Annotated in this window: 16 protein-coding genes; 12 read left to right on the top strand and 4 right to left on the bottom strand. The window is 70.1% G+C overall.

Annotated elements, in window-relative coordinates:
* Positions 1-53: 53 nt before the first annotated feature.
* From ACZ7OH_RS17755 to ACZ7OH_RS17800, 10 genes are all read left to right on the top strand, one after another.
* Positions 54-701, top strand: coding sequence for a hypothetical protein (locus ACZ7OH_RS17755; protein ID WP_470281738.1), 648 nt, complete (start codon positions 54-56; stop codon positions 699-701).
* A 46-nt stretch (positions 702-747) separates the two neighbouring features.
* Positions 748-1140 (top strand): nucleotide exchange factor GrpE, encoded by a 393-nt coding sequence (locus tag ACZ7OH_RS17760; RefSeq protein WP_400897181.1) that lies wholly within the window; start codon positions 748-750, stop codon positions 1138-1140.
* Positions 1137-2975, top strand: a complete 1839-nt coding sequence (locus ACZ7OH_RS17765) for a dynamin family protein (RefSeq protein WP_470281739.1) — start codon at positions 1137-1139, stop codon at positions 2973-2975. The genes ACZ7OH_RS17760 and ACZ7OH_RS17765 overlap by 4 nt, the downstream gene beginning before the upstream one ends.
* 104 nt (positions 2976-3079) lie before the next feature.
* Positions 3080-3781, top strand: coding sequence for a hypothetical protein (locus ACZ7OH_RS17770; protein WP_470281740.1), 702 nt, complete (start codon positions 3080-3082; stop codon positions 3779-3781).
* 349 nt (positions 3782-4130) lie between these two features.
* Positions 4131-5954, top strand: a complete 1824-nt coding sequence (locus ACZ7OH_RS17775; RefSeq protein WP_400897175.1) for a phosphoenolpyruvate carboxykinase (GTP) — start codon at positions 4131-4133, stop codon at positions 5952-5954.
* Positions 5955-6035: 81 nt separating this feature from the next.
* Positions 6036-6911: a TIGR03621 family F420-dependent LLM class oxidoreductase gene (locus tag ACZ7OH_RS17780; protein WP_470281741.1), complete on the top strand. Its 876-nt coding sequence runs from the start codon at positions 6036-6038 to the stop codon at positions 6909-6911.
* Between the two features lie 14 nt (positions 6912-6925).
* Positions 6926-7807: an LLM class F420-dependent oxidoreductase gene (locus tag ACZ7OH_RS17785; protein WP_470281743.1), complete on the top strand. Its 882-nt coding sequence runs from the start codon at positions 6926-6928 to the stop codon at positions 7805-7807.
* Positions 7804-8409 carry an ABC transporter ATP-binding protein gene (locus tag ACZ7OH_RS17790; RefSeq protein WP_470281744.1) on the top strand — a complete coding sequence of 202 codons (606 nt, stop codon included), beginning with the start codon at positions 7804-7806 and terminating at the stop codon, positions 8407-8409. The genes ACZ7OH_RS17785 and ACZ7OH_RS17790 overlap by 4 nt, the downstream gene beginning before the upstream one ends.
* The gene (locus ACZ7OH_RS17795) at positions 8403-9680 is read left to right on the top strand and encodes a hypothetical protein (RefSeq protein WP_470281745.1); all 1278 of its coding nucleotides are present in this window, start codon (positions 8403-8405) and stop codon (positions 9678-9680) included. The genes ACZ7OH_RS17790 and ACZ7OH_RS17795 overlap by 7 nt, the downstream gene beginning before the upstream one ends.
* 30 nt (positions 9681-9710) lie before the next feature.
* The gene (locus ACZ7OH_RS17800; protein WP_400897165.1) at positions 9711-10289 is read left to right on the top strand and encodes an EndoU domain-containing protein; all 579 of its coding nucleotides are present in this window, start codon (positions 9711-9713) and stop codon (positions 10287-10289) included.
* Here ACZ7OH_RS17800 and ACZ7OH_RS17805 read toward each other — a convergent pair.
* The 3 genes from ACZ7OH_RS17805 to ACZ7OH_RS17815 all read right to left on the bottom strand — a co-directional run bounded on the left by ACZ7OH_RS17805 (position 10286) and on the right by ACZ7OH_RS17815 (position 13116).
* Entirely contained in the window at positions 10286-11101 is an 816-nt protein-coding gene (locus ACZ7OH_RS17805) for a GNAT family N-acetyltransferase (RefSeq protein ID WP_470281746.1), read from the bottom strand. The two genes, ACZ7OH_RS17800 and ACZ7OH_RS17805, sit on opposite strands and share 4 nt — an antisense overlap.
* 9 nt (positions 11102-11110) lie before the next feature.
* Complete coding sequence (locus ACZ7OH_RS17810) at positions 11111-11383, bottom strand: helix-turn-helix domain-containing protein (RefSeq protein ID WP_470281747.1); 273 nt, start codon at positions 11381-11383, stop codon at positions 11111-11113.
* Positions 11384-11496: 113 nt separating this feature from the next.
* Entirely contained in the window at positions 11497-13116 is a 1620-nt protein-coding gene (locus tag ACZ7OH_RS17815) for an alpha/beta hydrolase (protein ID WP_470281748.1), read from the bottom strand.
* Positions 13117-13304: 188 nt separating this feature from the next.
* On the opposite strand from ACZ7OH_RS17815, the gene ACZ7OH_RS17820 reads away from it, so the two are divergent.
* Complete coding sequence (locus ACZ7OH_RS17820; protein WP_470281749.1) at positions 13305-13583, top strand: DUF3311 domain-containing protein; 279 nt, start codon at positions 13305-13307, stop codon at positions 13581-13583.
* Positions 13580-15235 (top strand): monocarboxylate uptake permease MctP, encoded by a 1656-nt coding sequence (gene mctP, locus ACZ7OH_RS17825; protein ID WP_470281750.1) that lies wholly within the window; start codon positions 13580-13582, stop codon positions 15233-15235. The genes ACZ7OH_RS17820 and mctP overlap by 4 nt, the downstream gene beginning before the upstream one ends.
* Here the strand turns inward: mctP and ACZ7OH_RS17830 are convergent.
* Positions 15232-15825: a hypothetical protein gene (locus ACZ7OH_RS17830; RefSeq protein WP_470281751.1), complete on the bottom strand. Its 594-nt coding sequence runs from the start codon at positions 15823-15825 to the stop codon at positions 15232-15234. The genes mctP and ACZ7OH_RS17830 overlap by 4 nt on opposite strands.
* Positions 15826-15847 lie beyond the last annotated feature (22 nt).

The following is a 15847-nucleotide window of genomic DNA, read 5'->3' on the forward strand; positions in this document are numbered from 1 at the left end:
TTCTGCTTGCCGACTTCGCCGGTCAGCGCCCGTTTCCCGCGTACTGTTGAGACGTGCGCCTAGAAAACACGACATCGTGGCGAGCGGGCTGGAGCAGCGAGAACGAGATCGACGTCGCGCTGTACATCCGTGACGCCCTCGCGCTGTCCGTTTCCGAAGGGCAGGTGCTCCCGCCGGTGGAGCCGCGGGTCCCGGTGCACGTCCCACCCGAGATCGACCGCGCGGCCGTCCAGGCGCAGTGGGCCGACTGGTGGGTCGACCTGCTCGCCTTCCTGCGCAACCGCGAGGACCCGGACCCGCGCAGCCCCCGCTCCCGCTACGGCCGGCCCGCGCTCGCGCAGGGCTCGGCGATGCGCCAGGCGCTCGAGTTCTTCGGCCCGGCCGCGGCCCGCCACTTCGCCAACGCGCGCGGGCCCGCCCTGCGCGGCGCGGGCGAGCCGTCCGGCAGCACGCCGTGGGCACCCGGCTTCTACCGCCGCCAGATCGTGGCCGGCGAGCGGCTCGGCCAGCTCGTGCGCGAGGCCGAGGTCCGGCTGGGCCGGCGCGCGTACCCGTTCCGGCTGAACGTCATCGAGATCTCCGTAGCCGGCTCGATCTGGCTGCGCACGGCCGAGGACCAGCTGCTCGTCTCGTCCCGGCTCGCCGAGGACGGCCCCGGCCTCGAAGCCGTGCTCCGCGACGTGATCGACCAGCTCGTCTGACGGCGGCTTCCGCCCACGGTGGGGCCGCATCCGCCAAACTGTCCGCATGGCGTGGTTTCGCAAGGACGGAACCGGCGGCGGGTCCACCGCGTCGGACACCGATGTGCACCCCTTGCAGCAGCAGGTCGGGACCGACCTCGAGCGTGCGCTCGCCGATCGCCAGGCGCTGATCCAGATGTGCCTGTACGCCCTGGACCGCGCCCGCAGCGGCGGCGTCGTCGAACGCCTGGAAGAAGGCCTCGCCGCGATCGGGGTGCAAGCCCTGCGGCCGGACGGCGAGCGGTTCGACCCGGCCCGCCACGAGGCCGGCGGCGCGGTCCCGACCGACGATCCCGCGCTCGACGGCGTCGTGGCGGAAACCGAGGTCACCGGCTTCGCCGACCACGACCGGCTGCTGCGCGCCCCGATCGTCACCGTCTACGCGAAGAAGAACCCGTGAGCGCACCGACCGCGCCGAGCCTGCCCGCGCAGGTCCAGGCCGCCCGCGACCAGCTGCTGACCGTCGTCCGCGACGCCGACCCGGAGGCCGCCAAGTGGGTCGACCAGGTCCGGAGGGCTCGGCCGAAGAAGCCGTCCGTGGTGGTCGTCGGCGAGACGAACCGCGGGAAGAGCTCGCTGGTCAACGCGCTGCTCGCGATGCCGGGACTGTCCCCTGTGGACGCCGACGTCGCCACCGCCACCTACCTGGTGTTCGACCACGCCGACACGTGGGGCGCGCAGGCCTGCTACCCCGGTCAGCTGGCGTCGGTGCCGATCGACCTCGGCCAGCTGATCAACTGGGTCTCGGCCGCGCACGAGCTGCCGCCCGGCCAGATCCCGCCGCGGTACGTCGAGGTCACCGGGCCCGTCCCGCTGCTGGACCGGCTTTCGCTGGTCGACACGCCGGGGGTCGGCGGGCTCGACTCGCTGCACGGCGAGCTCGCCAAGGAAGCCGCCGCGGGCGCGACCGCGCTGCTGTTCGTCGTCGACGCCTCGGCGCCGTTCACCTCGACCGAGCTGCAGTTCCTGCGCGACGTCGGCGAGCGCGTCGAGACCGTCGTGTTCGCGCTGACCAAGGTGGACATGTTCCGCGGCTGGCGCGAGGTCATGGAGGCCGACCGGCAGCTGCTGCGCGAGCACGCGCCCCGCTTCGCCGACGCCGTCTTCCACCCGGTGTCGGCGCGGATGTTCGAAACGGCCTCGAAGGCGCCGAACGAGCAGATGGCCGCGATGCTCCGGGAGAAGTCCGGCGTCGCCGCGGTGCAGACGGCGCTGCAGGAGCTCCTCGTCGGCCGCTCGGCCATGCTCGGCGAGGCGAACACGCTGCGTGCGCTGTCCAGCGCGCTCGGCGAGCTGAAGGCGAAGCTGCAGGCCGAAAGCCGCGCGCTGTCCGCGGGCGAGGCCGAGGCCGAGCAGCTGCGCGAACGCCGTGACCAGCTGCAGGCCGAGCGCCGCACGTCGACCCGCGGCTGGCAGCTGAAGCTGCGCGGCGAGGTGCAGCGCACCCGCGTCGAGGTCGGGCACGAAAGCGCCCGGCAGATGCGGGACGCGCAGACCCACTTCCGCCAGCTGATCGACGCGGCCAAGCGCGACGAGCTGGCCGCGCTGCCGCAGCAGGTCGACATCGCGTTGCAGACGACGTCGCAGCGCATTTCGATGCTGCTCTCGCAGCGCCTGAACCAGGTCACCAACGTCTCCCTGTCGGAGCTGTTCTCGCCCGAAGAGCTCGACGTCATCCGCGCGCAGTTCGCCCGGGCCGGCGGCCCGCCGGTGGTGCTGCGCCCGCCGGACAAGAAGCCGCCGACGGCCGAGGACAAGCTGCTCGTCTTCATGGGCATCTCGGGCGGCGTCGGCGCGGGCAAGGTCGCCGCGTTGCCGCTGGCCGGCGTCGCGATCCTCAACCCCGTCGTCCTGCCCGCGACGATCATCATCGGCCTCGGCGCCGGCTGGTGGATGGCCCGCACCCGCAAGCACGCGGCCGACAAGCAGCACATGAAGCAGTGGCTGGTCGAGGCCATCGCGGACGCCCGCTCGACGCTCGACCAGCTCGTCGCCGAGCAGCTCATCGAGGCTGAGCAGCAGCTGTCGATGGCCCTGGACGAGGCGCTGGGCCGGCGCATCGACGCCATCGAGGCCGAACTGAAGGAAGTCGACAAGACGATCAAGATGGGTGCCCAGGAACGCGCCAAGAAGATCGCCATCGTGTCGAAGCGGCTCAAAGAGGTCTCCGAAGGCCGTGACCGCGCCGAAGCGTTCCTCACCCGGATCCGGGCACTGCGGGACAAGACGGTCTGACCACGCGCCCGGTTGTGGAGCGGAACCGAACGGGCCTACGGTGAGTCATACCCTCCGACAGCAGGTCAGAGACGGCGTTATCCGGTTCAAAGGGGGCAGTTCCCATGTGGGTCGACGAGAGCGGCGGCAGCGACACCCATGCCAGCGGCGCCGAGGCGATGACCGTCCACGTCGACGGCCAGGAGTACCAGGCCGAGGTCAACTACGACGCGAACGGCGACGGCGTCGACGACACCGCGATCATCGAGCACGACGACGGCACCGCCCAGGCCTTCATCGACACGAACCACGACGGTCAGGCCGACCAGTACGCCGTGCTGGACGACCACGGCAAGGTCGTCGAGCAGGCCGTCTACGACGAGGCCAGCGGGCAGTGGGTCGAGTCCTCCGGCGGTGGTCACGACGACTCCGGCACGAGCGGTCACGACGACAGCTCCGGCGGCCACATCCACGCGGACATGCCGGACGGCGAGGTCGACGCGGGTGCCGCGACCATCGACACCGACCACGACGGCCACAACGACACCGCCATCGTCGAGACGAAGAGCGGCGGCACGATCGCCTTCACCGACAAGGACGGCGACGGCGAAGCGGACATCGCCGTGCAGACCGAGGCGGACGGCACGACCACGACGTTCGAACACACCGGCCACGGCCAGTGGACCGAAGTCTCCAGTGGACTGATGGACTCCGGCAGCGAGGGCGACCCGGCGGGTGACGCCGAATGGGGCGGCGCCGGCACGCAGACGCTGGAGGGCGTCGCGCGCATCGACTCCGGCACGGGGCAGTGGATCTCACCCAACTGAAAGTAACCCAGGTCACAGTTTGAAAGCCCGGTGCGCGAGCGCCGGGCTTTCTTCATGTCGCAAATGAAAACGACCAGGTCACGGGCGTGATCGCGGTCACCGGAAGATTTACTGCGAATGCACCGATCCGGTGACGTCTGAATCGATTCCCTTATCGTTCTTGTGAGAGAACGTACACGTCAGCTATCGGTTACCTGCCGGTCATGCGGCTACTCTCGAAGAATCCCAAATCACGCACACCGGTTCGCCAGCCGGTGTGCGAAGCCATTCGGTCGTCGGCAATGTGGCCCGCGCCGGAACAGCGTCGTTCCGGTGTGGGCTCTTTTGTCGTCGGAAGTCAGGAGTAGAGATGACCGCAGTCGCCATCCCCGGACTGGACACCGCGCCGACGACGCACACTGGCGTGCTGTCCTTCGTCCGGGAGGTCGCCGAGCTGACCACCCCGGACCGCGTGGTGTGGGTCGACGGGTCCGACGAAGAAGCCGCCCGGATCAACCAGGAGCTGGTCGAGGCCGGGACGTTCGTGCAGCTCAAGTCCAAGCCCAACTCCTTCTGGGCCACTTCCGACCCCAACGACGTCGCCCGCGTCGAGGACCGCACCTTCATCTGTTCGGAGCGCCCCGAGGACGCCGGCCCGACGAACAACTGGATGGACCCGGCCGAGATGAAGGCCACCATGACCGAGCTCTTCCGGGGCTCGATGCGCGGCCGCACGATGTACGTCATCCCCTTCTGCATGGGCCCGCTCGCTGACGAGAACCCCAAGCTGGGTATCGAAATCACCGATTTCGCCTACGTTGTCGCTTCGATGCGCGTGATGACTCGCGCCGGCAAGGCGGCCCTCGACAAGTTCGTCGCGCCGGATGGCACCGAGCGTGAATTCGTGCCCGCCCTCCACTCCGTTGGTGCGCCGCTCGAGCCGGGTCAGCAGGACGTTTCCTGGCCCTGCAACGAAACGAAGTACATTTCGCACTTCCCCGAGGAGCGCGCGATCTGGAGCTACGGCTCGGGTTACGGCGGCAACTCCCTGCTGGGCAAGAAGTGCTACTCGCTGCGCATCGCTTCGGTCATGGCCCGCGACGAGGGCTGGCTCGCCGAGCACATGCTGATCCTCAAGCTGATCTCGCCCGAGGACAAGGTCCACTACGTCGCGGCCGCGTTCCCGAGCGCCTGCGGCAAGACCAACCTCGCCATGCTGCAGCCGACCATCCCGGGCTGGCGCGCCGAGACCCTGGGCGACGACATCGCCTGGATGCGCTTCGGCGAGGACGGCCGCCTGTACGCGGTCAACCCCGAGTTCGGCTTCTTCGGCGTCGCGCCGGGCACCGACTGGCACACCAACCCGAACGCCATGCGCACGATCGAGAAGGGCAACACGGTCTTCACGAACGTCGCCCTGACCGACGACGGCGACATCTGGTGGGAGGGCATGGAGAACAAGCCCGAGCACGCGACCTCGTGGAAGCACCAGGACTGGACGCCGGACTCCGGCGAGAAGGCCGCCCACCCGAACTCGCGCTACTGCACGCCGATGTCGCAGTGCCCGATCCTCGCGCCGGAGTGGGACGACCCGAAGGGCGTGCCGATCTCGGCGATCCTGTTCGGCGGCCGCCGCAAGACCACCGTCCCGCTGGTGAACGAGGCCCGCGACTGGCAGCACGGCGTCTTCATGGGCGCCACGATGTCGTCGGAGACCACCGCCGCGGCGGCCGGCGCGGTCGGCAACGTGCGCCGCGACCCGATGGCGATGCTGCCGTTCCTCGGCTACCACGCCGGTGACTACTTCAAGCACTGGCTGACGCTGGGCAAGAACGCCGACGCGAACAAGCTGCCGAAGATCTTCTACGTCAACTGGTTCCGCCGCGGCGACGACGGCCGCTTCCTGTGGCCGGGCTTCGGCGAGAACTCGCGGATCCTCAAGTGGGTCATCGAGCGCGTCGAGGGCAAGGGCAACGCCGTCGAGACGCCGGTCGGCTTCGTGCCGCGCGCCGAGGACCTCGACACCGAGGGCCTGACCGAGCCGATCGAGGACATCCAGGCCGCCCTGGACGTCAAGCCCGAGGAGTGGCGCGAGGAGCTGCCGCTGATCGAGGAGTGGTTCGAGAAGATCGGCGACCGGGTTCCGACGTCGCTGCGTGACGAGCTCGACGCGTTGGCCCAGCGCTTGAGCTGAGCTCCCTGAGACAGAAGGGGACGCTTCCCGGCCGCATCCGGGAGGCGTCCCCTTCTACCTTTTCCCGGTAGTTTCGCGACCATGAGACCGTTCCGGTTCGGCGTGGACCTGGTGGTGCCCGGCTCGCGGGCCGAGTGGGTGGAGAAGTGCCGGAAGGCCGAGGACCTCGGCTACGACGTCGTCGGCGCGGCCGACCACGTCGGGATGGCGCCGCCGTTCCCCGCGCTCGTGCTGGCCGGCGAGGCGACCGAGCGGGTGCGGCTCAACACGTTCGTCATCAACGCCTGCTTCCACAACCCGGTGCTGCTCGCCCGCGACGTCACGGGCACCGACCAGTTCACCGACGGCCGCCTGGAGCTGGGCATCGGCGCGGGGTACGTCGAGGACGAGTTCCACGCGGCGGGCATCGAATGGGGCACGCCCGGGCAGCGGTTCGCCCGGCTCGAACGCGCGGTCCTGGAGCTGAAACGGCTCTACGCGGACCCGTCGCACAAGCCGGAACCGGTGCAGAAGCCCGGCCCGCCGCTGCTGCTCGGCGGGCGCGGCGACCGCGTGCTCAAGCTGGCCGCCGAGCACGCCGACATCGTCGGGTTCACCGGCACCGCCGCGACCAAGACCGAAGGCCGGATGGCGCTGGCCGGCGCCGCCGAGCTCACCGAACGCGTCGAGTTCGCGCGCAAGGCGCTCGACGGCCGGGACGTCGAGCTGAACCTGCTGGTGCACGTCACGCGGATCACCGACGACCGGCGAAGCACGCTCGAAGCGGTGCACCGGCGGGTGCCCGACCTGTCCCCGGACGAGCTGGGCGAGCTCCCGACCGTCCTCGTGGGATCCGCCGACGCCGTCGCCGACCAGCTGCTGCGCACCCGCGAGAGGCTCGGAATCAGCTACTTCACGGTGATCGAAGACGACTTGCCCCGGCTGGCCCCGGTGGTCGAACGCCTCCGCGACCGGTGAGTATTTTGGGGATCATGACTGGGGAATTCCGCTTCGGTGTCAACATGGTCGTTCCGGACAGCCGCGCCGCGTGGGTCGAGAAGTGCCGCAAGGCCGAGGACCTCGGCTACGACGTGCTGTCCGTCGCCGACCACCTCGGCATGGCCACGCCGTTCCCGTCGCTGGTGCTCGCCGGCGAGGCCACTTCCCGCGTCAAGCTGAACACCTTCGTGCTCAACGCGCCCTTCTACAACCCCGTGCTGCTGGCGCGGGACGTCACCGGCACCGACCAGTTCACCGACGGCCGGCTGGAGCTCGGGCTCGGCGCCGGGTACGTCAAGGCGGAGTTCGAAGCGGCCGGGATGCCGTTCCCGTCGGCCGGCGAGCGCGTCGACCACCTCGAACGCACGATCCTCGAGCTGAAGCGGCTGTACGCCGACCCCGAGCACAAGCCGTCGCCCGTCCGTCCCCAAGGGCCGCCGCTGCTGCTCGGCGGACGCGGCGACCGGGTGCTCGGCCTGGCCGTCGAGCACGCCGACATCATCGGCTTCACCGGCACGGCGAAGACCCCGGACGGCGCGCCCATCGCGGCGGCCCCGCCCGAGGGCGTCGACGAGCGGGTGGCGTTCGTCCGGGCGAAGCTCGGCGAGCGAGCGTCCGAAGTGGAGTTCAACCTGCTCTGCCAGTTCGTGAAGGTGACGAACGACCGCGCGGCCGGCCTGGCCGAGATCGAGCGGCTCGTCCCGGGCGGGATGACCGCCGAGCAGATCGGGGAGCTGCCGATCGCGCTCGTCGGCACGCCGGCCCAGATCGCCGACCAGATCCGCGGGCACCGGGAGCGGTGGGGGTTCACCTACTTCACCATCCTCGAGATGTTCGCGGACGAGTTCGCCCCGGTGCTCGAGCACCTCCGATGATCGACGCGCGGGGCATCGGGGTCCAGGCCGGCGAGCTGTGGCTGTTCGACGACCTGGACTTCTCGGTCGACCCCGGCGAGTGCGCCGCGATCGTCGGGCCGAACGGGGTCGGCAAGTCGACTTTGATGCGCTGCTTCTACGGCATGCAGAAGCCGCAGCGGGGCCGCGTGCTCATCGACGGCAAGGCGCCGGACGAGCGGGACGTCGAGTTCCGCCGCAAGGTGTCCGTGCTGTTCGACGACTCCGACTTCTTCGCCGAGCTGACGCCGGTGCAGCACCTGGAACTGCTGTCCGGCTCGTTCGGCGCCGACCTCGGCGACCACGAGGAACTGCTGCGGGACGCGGGGCTGGGCGACCGCATGCGCGTCACGTCCGGGCACTTCTCGGCGGGGCAGCGGCGGCGCTTGCTCCTGCTCGGCGTCACCGCGCGGCCGCACAAGCTCCTGCTGCTCGACGAGCCGGAACGCGCGCTGGACGTCGAGGGCAAGGAATGGCTGGTCGAGCTGATCGCCCGGTCGACGGCGGCCGGCGCGGCGGTCGTGGTGGCCACGCACCACCCGCCGCTGCTCGAAGCCGCGGACAGCGTTCTCGAGCTGTGGTGACTCTCGCGCCGCGGCGGATGCGGATCCCGGGCCGCAAGCGGTTCGGCGGGATCTTCAGCGGCGACACGGCCTCGTTCGTCTTCCTGTTCGGCTTCGGGTTCCTGTTCACCGCGTTCTTCCACGTCGATGGCTGGCGCCAGGCCGTCTACGGTTCGGCCCACGTCGACTTCCCGGCCGTGCTCGGCCTGCTCACGCTCTGCTGCGCGGTGGGCTGGCGCGGCCTGCTCCGCCGCGGGTTCGCGTGGGTCGAGCCGGCCGAGCTGACCTGGCTCGACTTCGCGCCGGTGGACCGCGGCCGCGTCGTCACGCTCCGGCTGCTCGGTGCCTGGACCGGCGTCGTGGCGGTGACCGGCTACCTGGCCGCGCTGATGCTCGCCGTCGGCGGCGCGGGGCTGGACCAGTGGCGCGCGGGCATCGCCGTCGTGGCCGCGACCGCCGTGGTGGCCTTCGCGTCCGCGCGGCGGACGTCCTTGCGGTTCGACGCGTTCGGCCCGCTGGTGCTGGCCGTCCTCGGGCTGGCGATCGCCGCTTTCGGCCTCGGCCCGCTGACCGTCGAGCTCATCGCCGCGGGCGTGCTGGTCGCCGCCCTGCCGCTGGCCTTCGGCGGCGAACCGGTCTCGCGCGCGGGCCGGTCCGCGCTGCTCGCCGGGTGGGACGGCCGGGTGCTGCGCTCGGTCGCCGTCACCTTCCTCGACCCGATGATGCTGCTCCCGCCGTCGGCGCCGATCGGGCTTTCGGTCCGGCGGCCGACCCCGCTGCGGCTGGCGGTGGCGGGCACGCTCGGCCGGTCGCGGTACGCGGGGGCGGCGGTGCTGGTCGGCTTCGCGGTCGTCGTCGCGCACATCGCGTTGCCGACCCTGCCGGGCGCGGTCCTGGCGGGCCTCGGCGCGTACGTCGCGCTGACGCCGTTCGGCGCCGGGCTCGGCGAGCTGTGGCGCAACCCGGGCCGCCGCCGCTGGCTCGGTTCGCCGAACCGCGACCTGGTCGTCGCGCACGGCGTGGTGCTCGCCGGCACCGGTCTGCTCTGGGCGGGCGTGTTCGCCGTGGTCACCCTCGCGGGTGGGACGTCGTTCGGCCTGGGCACCTGGCTCGCGGTGCCGCTGGCGGTGCTCTCGATCCTGCGGACGGTCACGCGGACCGCCGTTGACTACGCGAATCCGGGTTTCGTGGACACCCCGGTCGGGCCGATGCCCGCCAACCTGACCCGGCAGCTGTTCCGCGGTCCCGACCTGCTCGTCCTCGGCATCGTGGTGCTGTCGGCCGCCGTTTGACCTACGCTCGTTGCGTCGAAGGGAGCAGCGGTGGGCGGCGGACACGCACCGGGCGTCGGGCGGCGGGCGACCAGTGAGTTCCCGCCCGGCTGGAGCGACGAGCACATCATCTCGGTGGTCAAGGACGTCGCGAACGACCCCAGCGAGGCCCGGCGGCGGCAGCCGAACGGCCGCTGGCGCTGCGCGGGCGAGCGGTACAACGTGCACCTGATCGTGCTGGTCGAGGAGAACGGCCACGTCCACACGGCGTACCCGGTGGCGGGCCCCGGCGTGGTCCGCAACCCGGACGCGGCCCGCGACCCGGCGAACCCGACGGTGGCGGACCTCAAGGAGAACCGGATCAGCTTCTTCGGCGACAGCGTTCTGACGCACCTGGCCGACCGCCTGTCCCCCGAGGACTACACGCACTACCGGACGCTGCTGTGGTCCGGCGAGTGGGAAGAACTGGCAGACGTCCTGGCCGCGCACGCGGTCAAGGTCGGCTTCGGCTTCTCGACGGACGAGTTCTCCGACTTCGAGCGGCTGCTGAACAGCTACGACCTGCCGGTCCCGGCGTGCGCGTTCCTCAACGACCGCGAGCACATCCTGAACCAGCTCCGCCCGGTCTAGCGGAAGTCGTACCCGGTGAACGCGGCGATCGGGACGTACCCGAGGCGCCGGTACAGGGCGTTGCTCGTGACGTTGGCGGGATCGGTGTAGAGGACGACGTCCGTCGCGCCCGCCGCCAGCGCGGCCTGGCTCACGGCGAACGTCACGGCACCCGCGTAGCCCCGCTCGCGGAACCGGGCCGGGGTGTAGACGGGGTCGACCCGGACCATGCCCGCCAGCACCGGGGTGGAGCCCGCCATGGCGACGAGTGAGCCGGCCTCCCAGAACGTGAACCGCTTGTCGGCGAAGTTCGAGGCGGCCCAGGACGACTCGTCGGCGAAGGGCGCCTGCCCGACCGCGGTGGCGAACTCGCTGCACCAGCGGATCACCTCCGCGCGGTCCGGCGCGTCCACCGCGCGGCCTTCGGGCATCGGCTCCGGCGGAACGAGCGTGCCGAGCCGGTGGAGCCGGACCCGCACGCCGGGCACCGCGACCGCGCCGGTGTGCCGTTGCCACGCCTCGGCGAACGCGGCGGCGCAGTCGTCTTCCGCGGTAACCCCGGACAACGGCCGGTCGGCCAGCTCCGCGGCAAGGGCGTCGGCCTGCTCGGATTCGACCGCGGTGAGAAGGAGCCGTTGCGACGCGCGGCGGTAGAAGACCGCCCGGACCTCGCCGTGCTGCTCCAGCCGGCCGAAGAGCGTGCCCTCTTCCTTCTGCTTCCGCAGCTTCTCGAGCCGGGTCAGCTGCGAGGTGTGCAGCGCGGGCCGCGAGCGCAGGAAGTCTTCGGTCCGGGCGAGGAAGTCTTCGATGTCCTCGGTGAGGTGCCAGGTCATGTCCGGGGATCAGCTCGCCTGGGAAAGCGGTGGTGACGCCGTCGCCGCGACGGCCGCGCGCAGCTCGTCCAGCGGCAGGCCCACGGCGTCCGCGATGGCCGTGACCGTGAAGAACGCCGGTGTCGGGATCCGTCCGGTCTCGATCTTCCGGAGTGTTTCCACCGAAATCCCGGCCTCCGCGGCGACGTCGACCATGCTCCGGCCGGCCCGCGCCGTCCGCAACGCCTGGCCGAGGCGTTCGCCCCGTTCGCGCTCTTCGTCCGTTAGCGGTACCCGCACCATGGCGCCAATACTAATACCAGAGTTGTCCACAGGTGGTGGACAACTCTGTGCACAGGTGTGGAAAAGGCCCCGCCGAACCGGAGTTCGGCGGGGCCCCACCACATCTAGTGCCTTCAGGCGCCCGCGGGCACCGGAAGTGGCATGCCGGGCAGGCTCTGGTCGTTCGGCACGACGCCGTCGACCAGGTAGGCCTCCACGACCTTGTCCACACCCGCGTTGCCGCCGGCGTAGATGCCGTGGTCACCCTCACCGGTGATCGTCAGCATCCGCGAGTTGTCGAACGCCTGGTGCGCGCGCCGCGCGCCCTCGATCGGCGTCGCCGGGTCGTGCTCCGACTCGACGATCAGCACCGGCGGGACACCCTTGCCGTTGAGCACCGGCAGCGGAGCCGGCGGCTTCTTCCAGAACAGGCACGGCTGGATGAACCAGCCCGCGCCGAGCAGGGGCAGCTGCTGGTCGATCAGCTTCTGCGACTGCTTGATGGCGCTCTGGGTCGAGCCGGTCCACGGCCCCTCGTTGCACGGGATCGTCCAGAAGGAGGCGTCGTAGGCGTCGCCGTCGGTCGGGACCATGAGCGGCTGCGCGCCGGAGGTCTCGGTGCTCTTGTCGGCGGCCTTGACCTTCTGCGCGGCCGACGTCTTGGCCTGCGCGGACGCGGTGCCCTGGGTCAGCGTGCGGACGCTGACCAGGTAGTCGGCCAGGCCCGGGAAGGCGCGCTTCGAGTAGATGTTCGAGGCGATGAAGGAGTCCAGGCCGTTGGCCGACACGGTCGAGCCGTCGGGCAGGGTGACCGCGCCCTGGGTCAGGGCGTAGCGGACCTGCTCGTAGGTCTGGCGGGCAGCCTCGCCGGTGGTGCCGAAGTGGTAGAGCTTGTCGTACTTCGCCATCCACGGGAGGAAGTCCTGCCGCCAGCGGCGCTCGAAGCCGAGCGGCTGCCAGTCGAACGACTTCTGCCAGGTCGTCGTGAACTCCGTCGAGGAGTCGAGGACGAACCGGCCGGTGCGCGTCGGGTAGGCCTGCGCGTAGTGCGCGCCCATCCACGTGCCCGCCGAGTAGCCGACCCAGTTGATCTTGTCGCGGCCGAGCAGCACGCGCAGCAGGTCGATGTCCTTGACCGTCTGGTCGGTGTTGATCAGCGGGCCCAGCTCGCCGGACTTCTGCTGGCAGGACAGCGCCGCGTACTTCGTCGCCTGGAGGATCAGGTTCAGGTTCTGCTTGCTGCGGTCACGCGGGTCGAGGTCCGAGCCGGTGCCGATGGCGCCCCCGCACGTGATGTTCGTGCTCTTGCCGGTGCCGCGCGGGTCGAACCCGACGATCTCCTGGTGCTCGCGCAGCTTGGGCTGGTTGCGCAGGCGGGCCGGGAAGTTGCGCCCGGGCGCCCCCGGGCCGCCCGGGTTGGTGACGACGCTGGCCGTCGCGTCCTTGGTCGCCTTCAGCCGGCTGACCGCGATGGTCAGGTCGATCTGGGCGTTCGCCTGGTACCAGTTGCGCGGCGTCTTGTAGGTCGCGCACTCCATGTCCTCGGCACCCGCGGGCGGCGCCGTCGGCAGCTCGGAGGGGACAGCGCACTTGTGCCAGTCCAGTTTCTGGTTCGCGTACTGCGCCGGGATGTTCGTGGAGTTCAGCGGCTGCTTGCCGGCCGCGGCATCCTGGCCTGCGAACGCAGGGGTGAACCCGGCCAGCAGGGTGCCGGCGATGGCCGGGATCACCACCGCGTAGCGGAGTCGTGTCATACGGTTGCCCCTTATCGGGTTTTCGCGTGCGAGTCCGGCTATTCCTATCGGCCGGGTGGGGGCGGGGCAACCGACGTTGGTCGGCATCGCGGATCGCGGCGATCAAATCGATATCGGACAGACGTGACTCCCTGTCACCCAGGTTCTAAGGTCAGGCGGTCGGTTACGGGAGTGTTAGGTGAGGTCCGATGTCGACTGTGAAGCACGACGGGAAGGTGCGCGGGCTGCGGTTCAACCCGTGGAACCTGCTCCTGATCGTCCCGCTGCTGGTCCTGGTCACGCCACTGTTCAACATGGACGGTCCACGGTTGTTCGGGATGCCGTTCTTCTACTGGTTCCAGTTCCTCATGGTGGCGGTCGGGGTGCTCAGCACCTGGATCGTCTACCTGATGACGCGGGAGAAGCCGACCGTTGACGCGCCGGACCGGCTGAGCGTCGAGGACCTGGACGAGGGGGACGCTCGATGAGCAACCTGCAGTGGCCCGAGCTGATCATCTTCACGATCCTGTTCGCGCTGGTGACGGTCCTCGGCTTCATGGCGGCGCGCTGGCAGCGCGGCAGCACGCTCGACCACCTGGACGAATGGGGTCTCGGCGGCCGCAAGTTCGGCTCGTGGATCACCTGGTTCCTGCTCGGCGGTGACCTCTACACGGCGTACACGTTCGTCGCGGTGCCCGCGTTGGTGTTCAGCGCCGGCGCGCTCGGCCTGTACGCGCTGCCGTACACGATCGTCGTCTACCCGATCGTGTTGCTCCCGGCGTTGCGGATGTGGTCGGTCTCGCGGGTCCGCGGCTACGTGACCCCGGCCGACTTCGTGCGCGGCCGCTTCGGCTCGCCGATCCTCGCGCTGCTGGTGGCGATCACCGGCATCGTCGCGACCATGCCGTACATCGCGCTGCAGCTGGTCGGCCTCGAAGCCGTGCTGCGGACGATGGGCATCAACGGCTCCGGCATCGTCGGCCACCTGCCGCTGCTGGTCGCCTTCGTCATCCTGGCCTTCTACACCTACCAGTCCGGCCTGCGGGCGCCCGCGCTGATCGCGTTCGTCAAGGACATCCTGATCTACATCGTGATCCTGGTGGCGATCATCTACCTGCCCTCGAAGCTGGGCGGCTGGTCGCACATCTTCGACGCGGCGGCGAAGAAGCTCGGCACGCCGAGCCCGGCCACCGGCAAGCCGGCCGGCTCGATCCTGCTGACCGCCAACAACCAGCTGCAGTACGCGACGCTGGCCCTGGGTTCGGCGCTCGCGCTGTTCCTGTACCCGCACTCGCTGACCAGCGTGCTGGCTTCGCGCGGCCGCAACGTGATCAAGCGGAACATGGTCGCGCTGCCGGCGTACTCGCTGGTGCTCGGCCTGCTGGCGCTGCTCGGGTACGTCGCGATCACCGCCGGCGTCAAACCGCTGACGAACGCGGCGACCGGCAAGGCGGACGGCAACACGATCGTCCCGGTGCTGTTCGACAGCCAGTTCTCGTCGTGGTTCGCCGGCATCGCGTTCGCCGCGATCGGCATCGGCGCCCTGGTGCCGGCCGCGATCATGTCGATCGCTGCGGCCAACCTGTGGACCCGCAACATCTACAAGGAGTACATCCGCAAGAACGCGACGCCGCAGGAAGAAGCGAAGCAGGCGAAGCTCGCTTCGCTGGTCGTGAAGCTCGGCGCGGTGGCTGTGATCATCCTGATCGACCCGCAGTTCTCGATCGACCTCCAGCTCATCGGCGGCGTCCTGATCCTGCAGACGCTGCCGGCGGTCGCACTGGCGCTGTACACGCGCTGGTTCCACCGCTGGGGCCTGATCGCGGGCTGGGTCGTCGGCATCGGCTGGGGCCTGATCATGCTGTACGGCATCCCCAACCCGGCCAACGGCAAGCAGCACTTCGGTGGTTCGGCGCTGGCGCTGGGCAACATGTCGATCTTCGGCTGGCACCCGTTCGCGGGCTCGGCGGTCCAGATCTACGTCGGTTTCGTGGCCCTGGTCGCCAACCTGGTGGTCACGGTGATCGTCACGGTGATCGCCCGCCAGATGAAGGTGTTCAACGGCACGGACGACACCAACGCCGAGGACTACCACGCCGACGAGAACGACAAGGACCTCCGCCCGATCGGTGTCCACTAAGGACGGATGGCCGCTCGGGAGACGAGGTAGAGCACCAGGCCGTTGAGCAGGTGCCAGAGGAAGTGCGTGCCGACCGGGACGTAGTCACAGACGTCCCGGTCGAGCGTGCGCAGGGACAGGGAAAGCGCGAAAACCGCGCCGGCGACGGCGAAGCGCGTCCAGGCGGTGTCACGCTGGATGGCGAGCACCGCGGCGAAGGCGAACAGCCCGATCAGCGGGGCGAGGTAAAGCCCGCCGCCCAGCAACGCGGTGACCACGGTGAGCGCGAGAAACCCCGGCACGGCAACCCAAGCCCACCGCTGGCTCCAGTACTTCCGTACGAACACCACGGCGTACACCAGCACGAAGACGAGGATGGCCAGCGAGTCCGCGGCGCCCGCCCACCGCGTCGCGAGCAGGTGGAAAACGCTGCTGGCGACGAAAACCAGCCCGATGAGCAGGGCCAGCAGCCGTCCGGTCCGATCCCCCTTCGCCAGTCGCCACACGAGAACGGCGGCGAGGAGGAAGGCGAGGTTGCTGAGGCTGTTGAGCGGCTCACCCCAGAGCCCGGGCGCGACGCGTTCGCAGTACCCGTCGACGTAGTCCGTCACGAACACAGCCAACCACGACTAG

It is taken from the genome of Amycolatopsis sp. NPDC114478 (genome assembly GCF_055633805.1).

What these genes read in the sequence shown, in the direction of transcription:
- ACZ7OH_RS17760 (WP_400897181.1), top strand. Translation starts at nt 748, where the DNA reads ATGGCGTGGTTTCGCAAGGACGGAACCGGCGGCGGGTCCACCGCGTCG.
- ACZ7OH_RS17770 (WP_470281740.1), top strand. Translation starts at nt 3,080, where the DNA reads ATGTGGGTCGACGAGAGCGGCGGCAGCGACACCCATGCCAGCGGCGCC.
- ACZ7OH_RS17775 (WP_400897175.1), top strand. Translation starts at nt 4,131, where the DNA reads ATGACCGCAGTCGCCATCCCCGGACTGGACACCGCGCCGACGACGCAC.
- ACZ7OH_RS17780 (WP_470281741.1), top strand. Translation starts at nt 6,036, where the DNA reads ATGAGACCGTTCCGGTTCGGCGTGGACCTGGTGGTGCCCGGCTCGCGG.
- ACZ7OH_RS17785 (WP_470281743.1), top strand. Translation starts at nt 6,926, where the DNA reads ATGACTGGGGAATTCCGCTTCGGTGTCAACATGGTCGTTCCGGACAGC.
- ACZ7OH_RS17790 (WP_470281744.1), top strand. Translation starts at nt 7,804, where the DNA reads ATGATCGACGCGCGGGGCATCGGGGTCCAGGCCGGCGAGCTGTGGCTG.
- ACZ7OH_RS17805 (WP_470281746.1), bottom strand. Translation starts at nt 11,101, where the DNA reads ATGACCTGGCACCTCACCGAGGACATCGAAGACTTCCTCGCCCGGACC.
- ACZ7OH_RS17810 (WP_470281747.1), bottom strand. Translation starts at nt 11,383, where the DNA reads ATGGTGCGGGTACCGCTAACGGACGAAGAGCGCGAACGGGGCGAACGC.
- ACZ7OH_RS17815 (WP_470281748.1), bottom strand. Translation starts at nt 13,116, where the DNA reads ATGACACGACTCCGCTACGCGGTGGTGATCCCGGCCATCGCCGGCACC.
- ACZ7OH_RS17820 (WP_470281749.1), top strand. Translation starts at nt 13,305, where the DNA reads ATGTCGACTGTGAAGCACGACGGGAAGGTGCGCGGGCTGCGGTTCAAC.
- mctP (WP_470281750.1), top strand. Translation starts at nt 13,580, where the DNA reads ATGAGCAACCTGCAGTGGCCCGAGCTGATCATCTTCACGATCCTGTTC.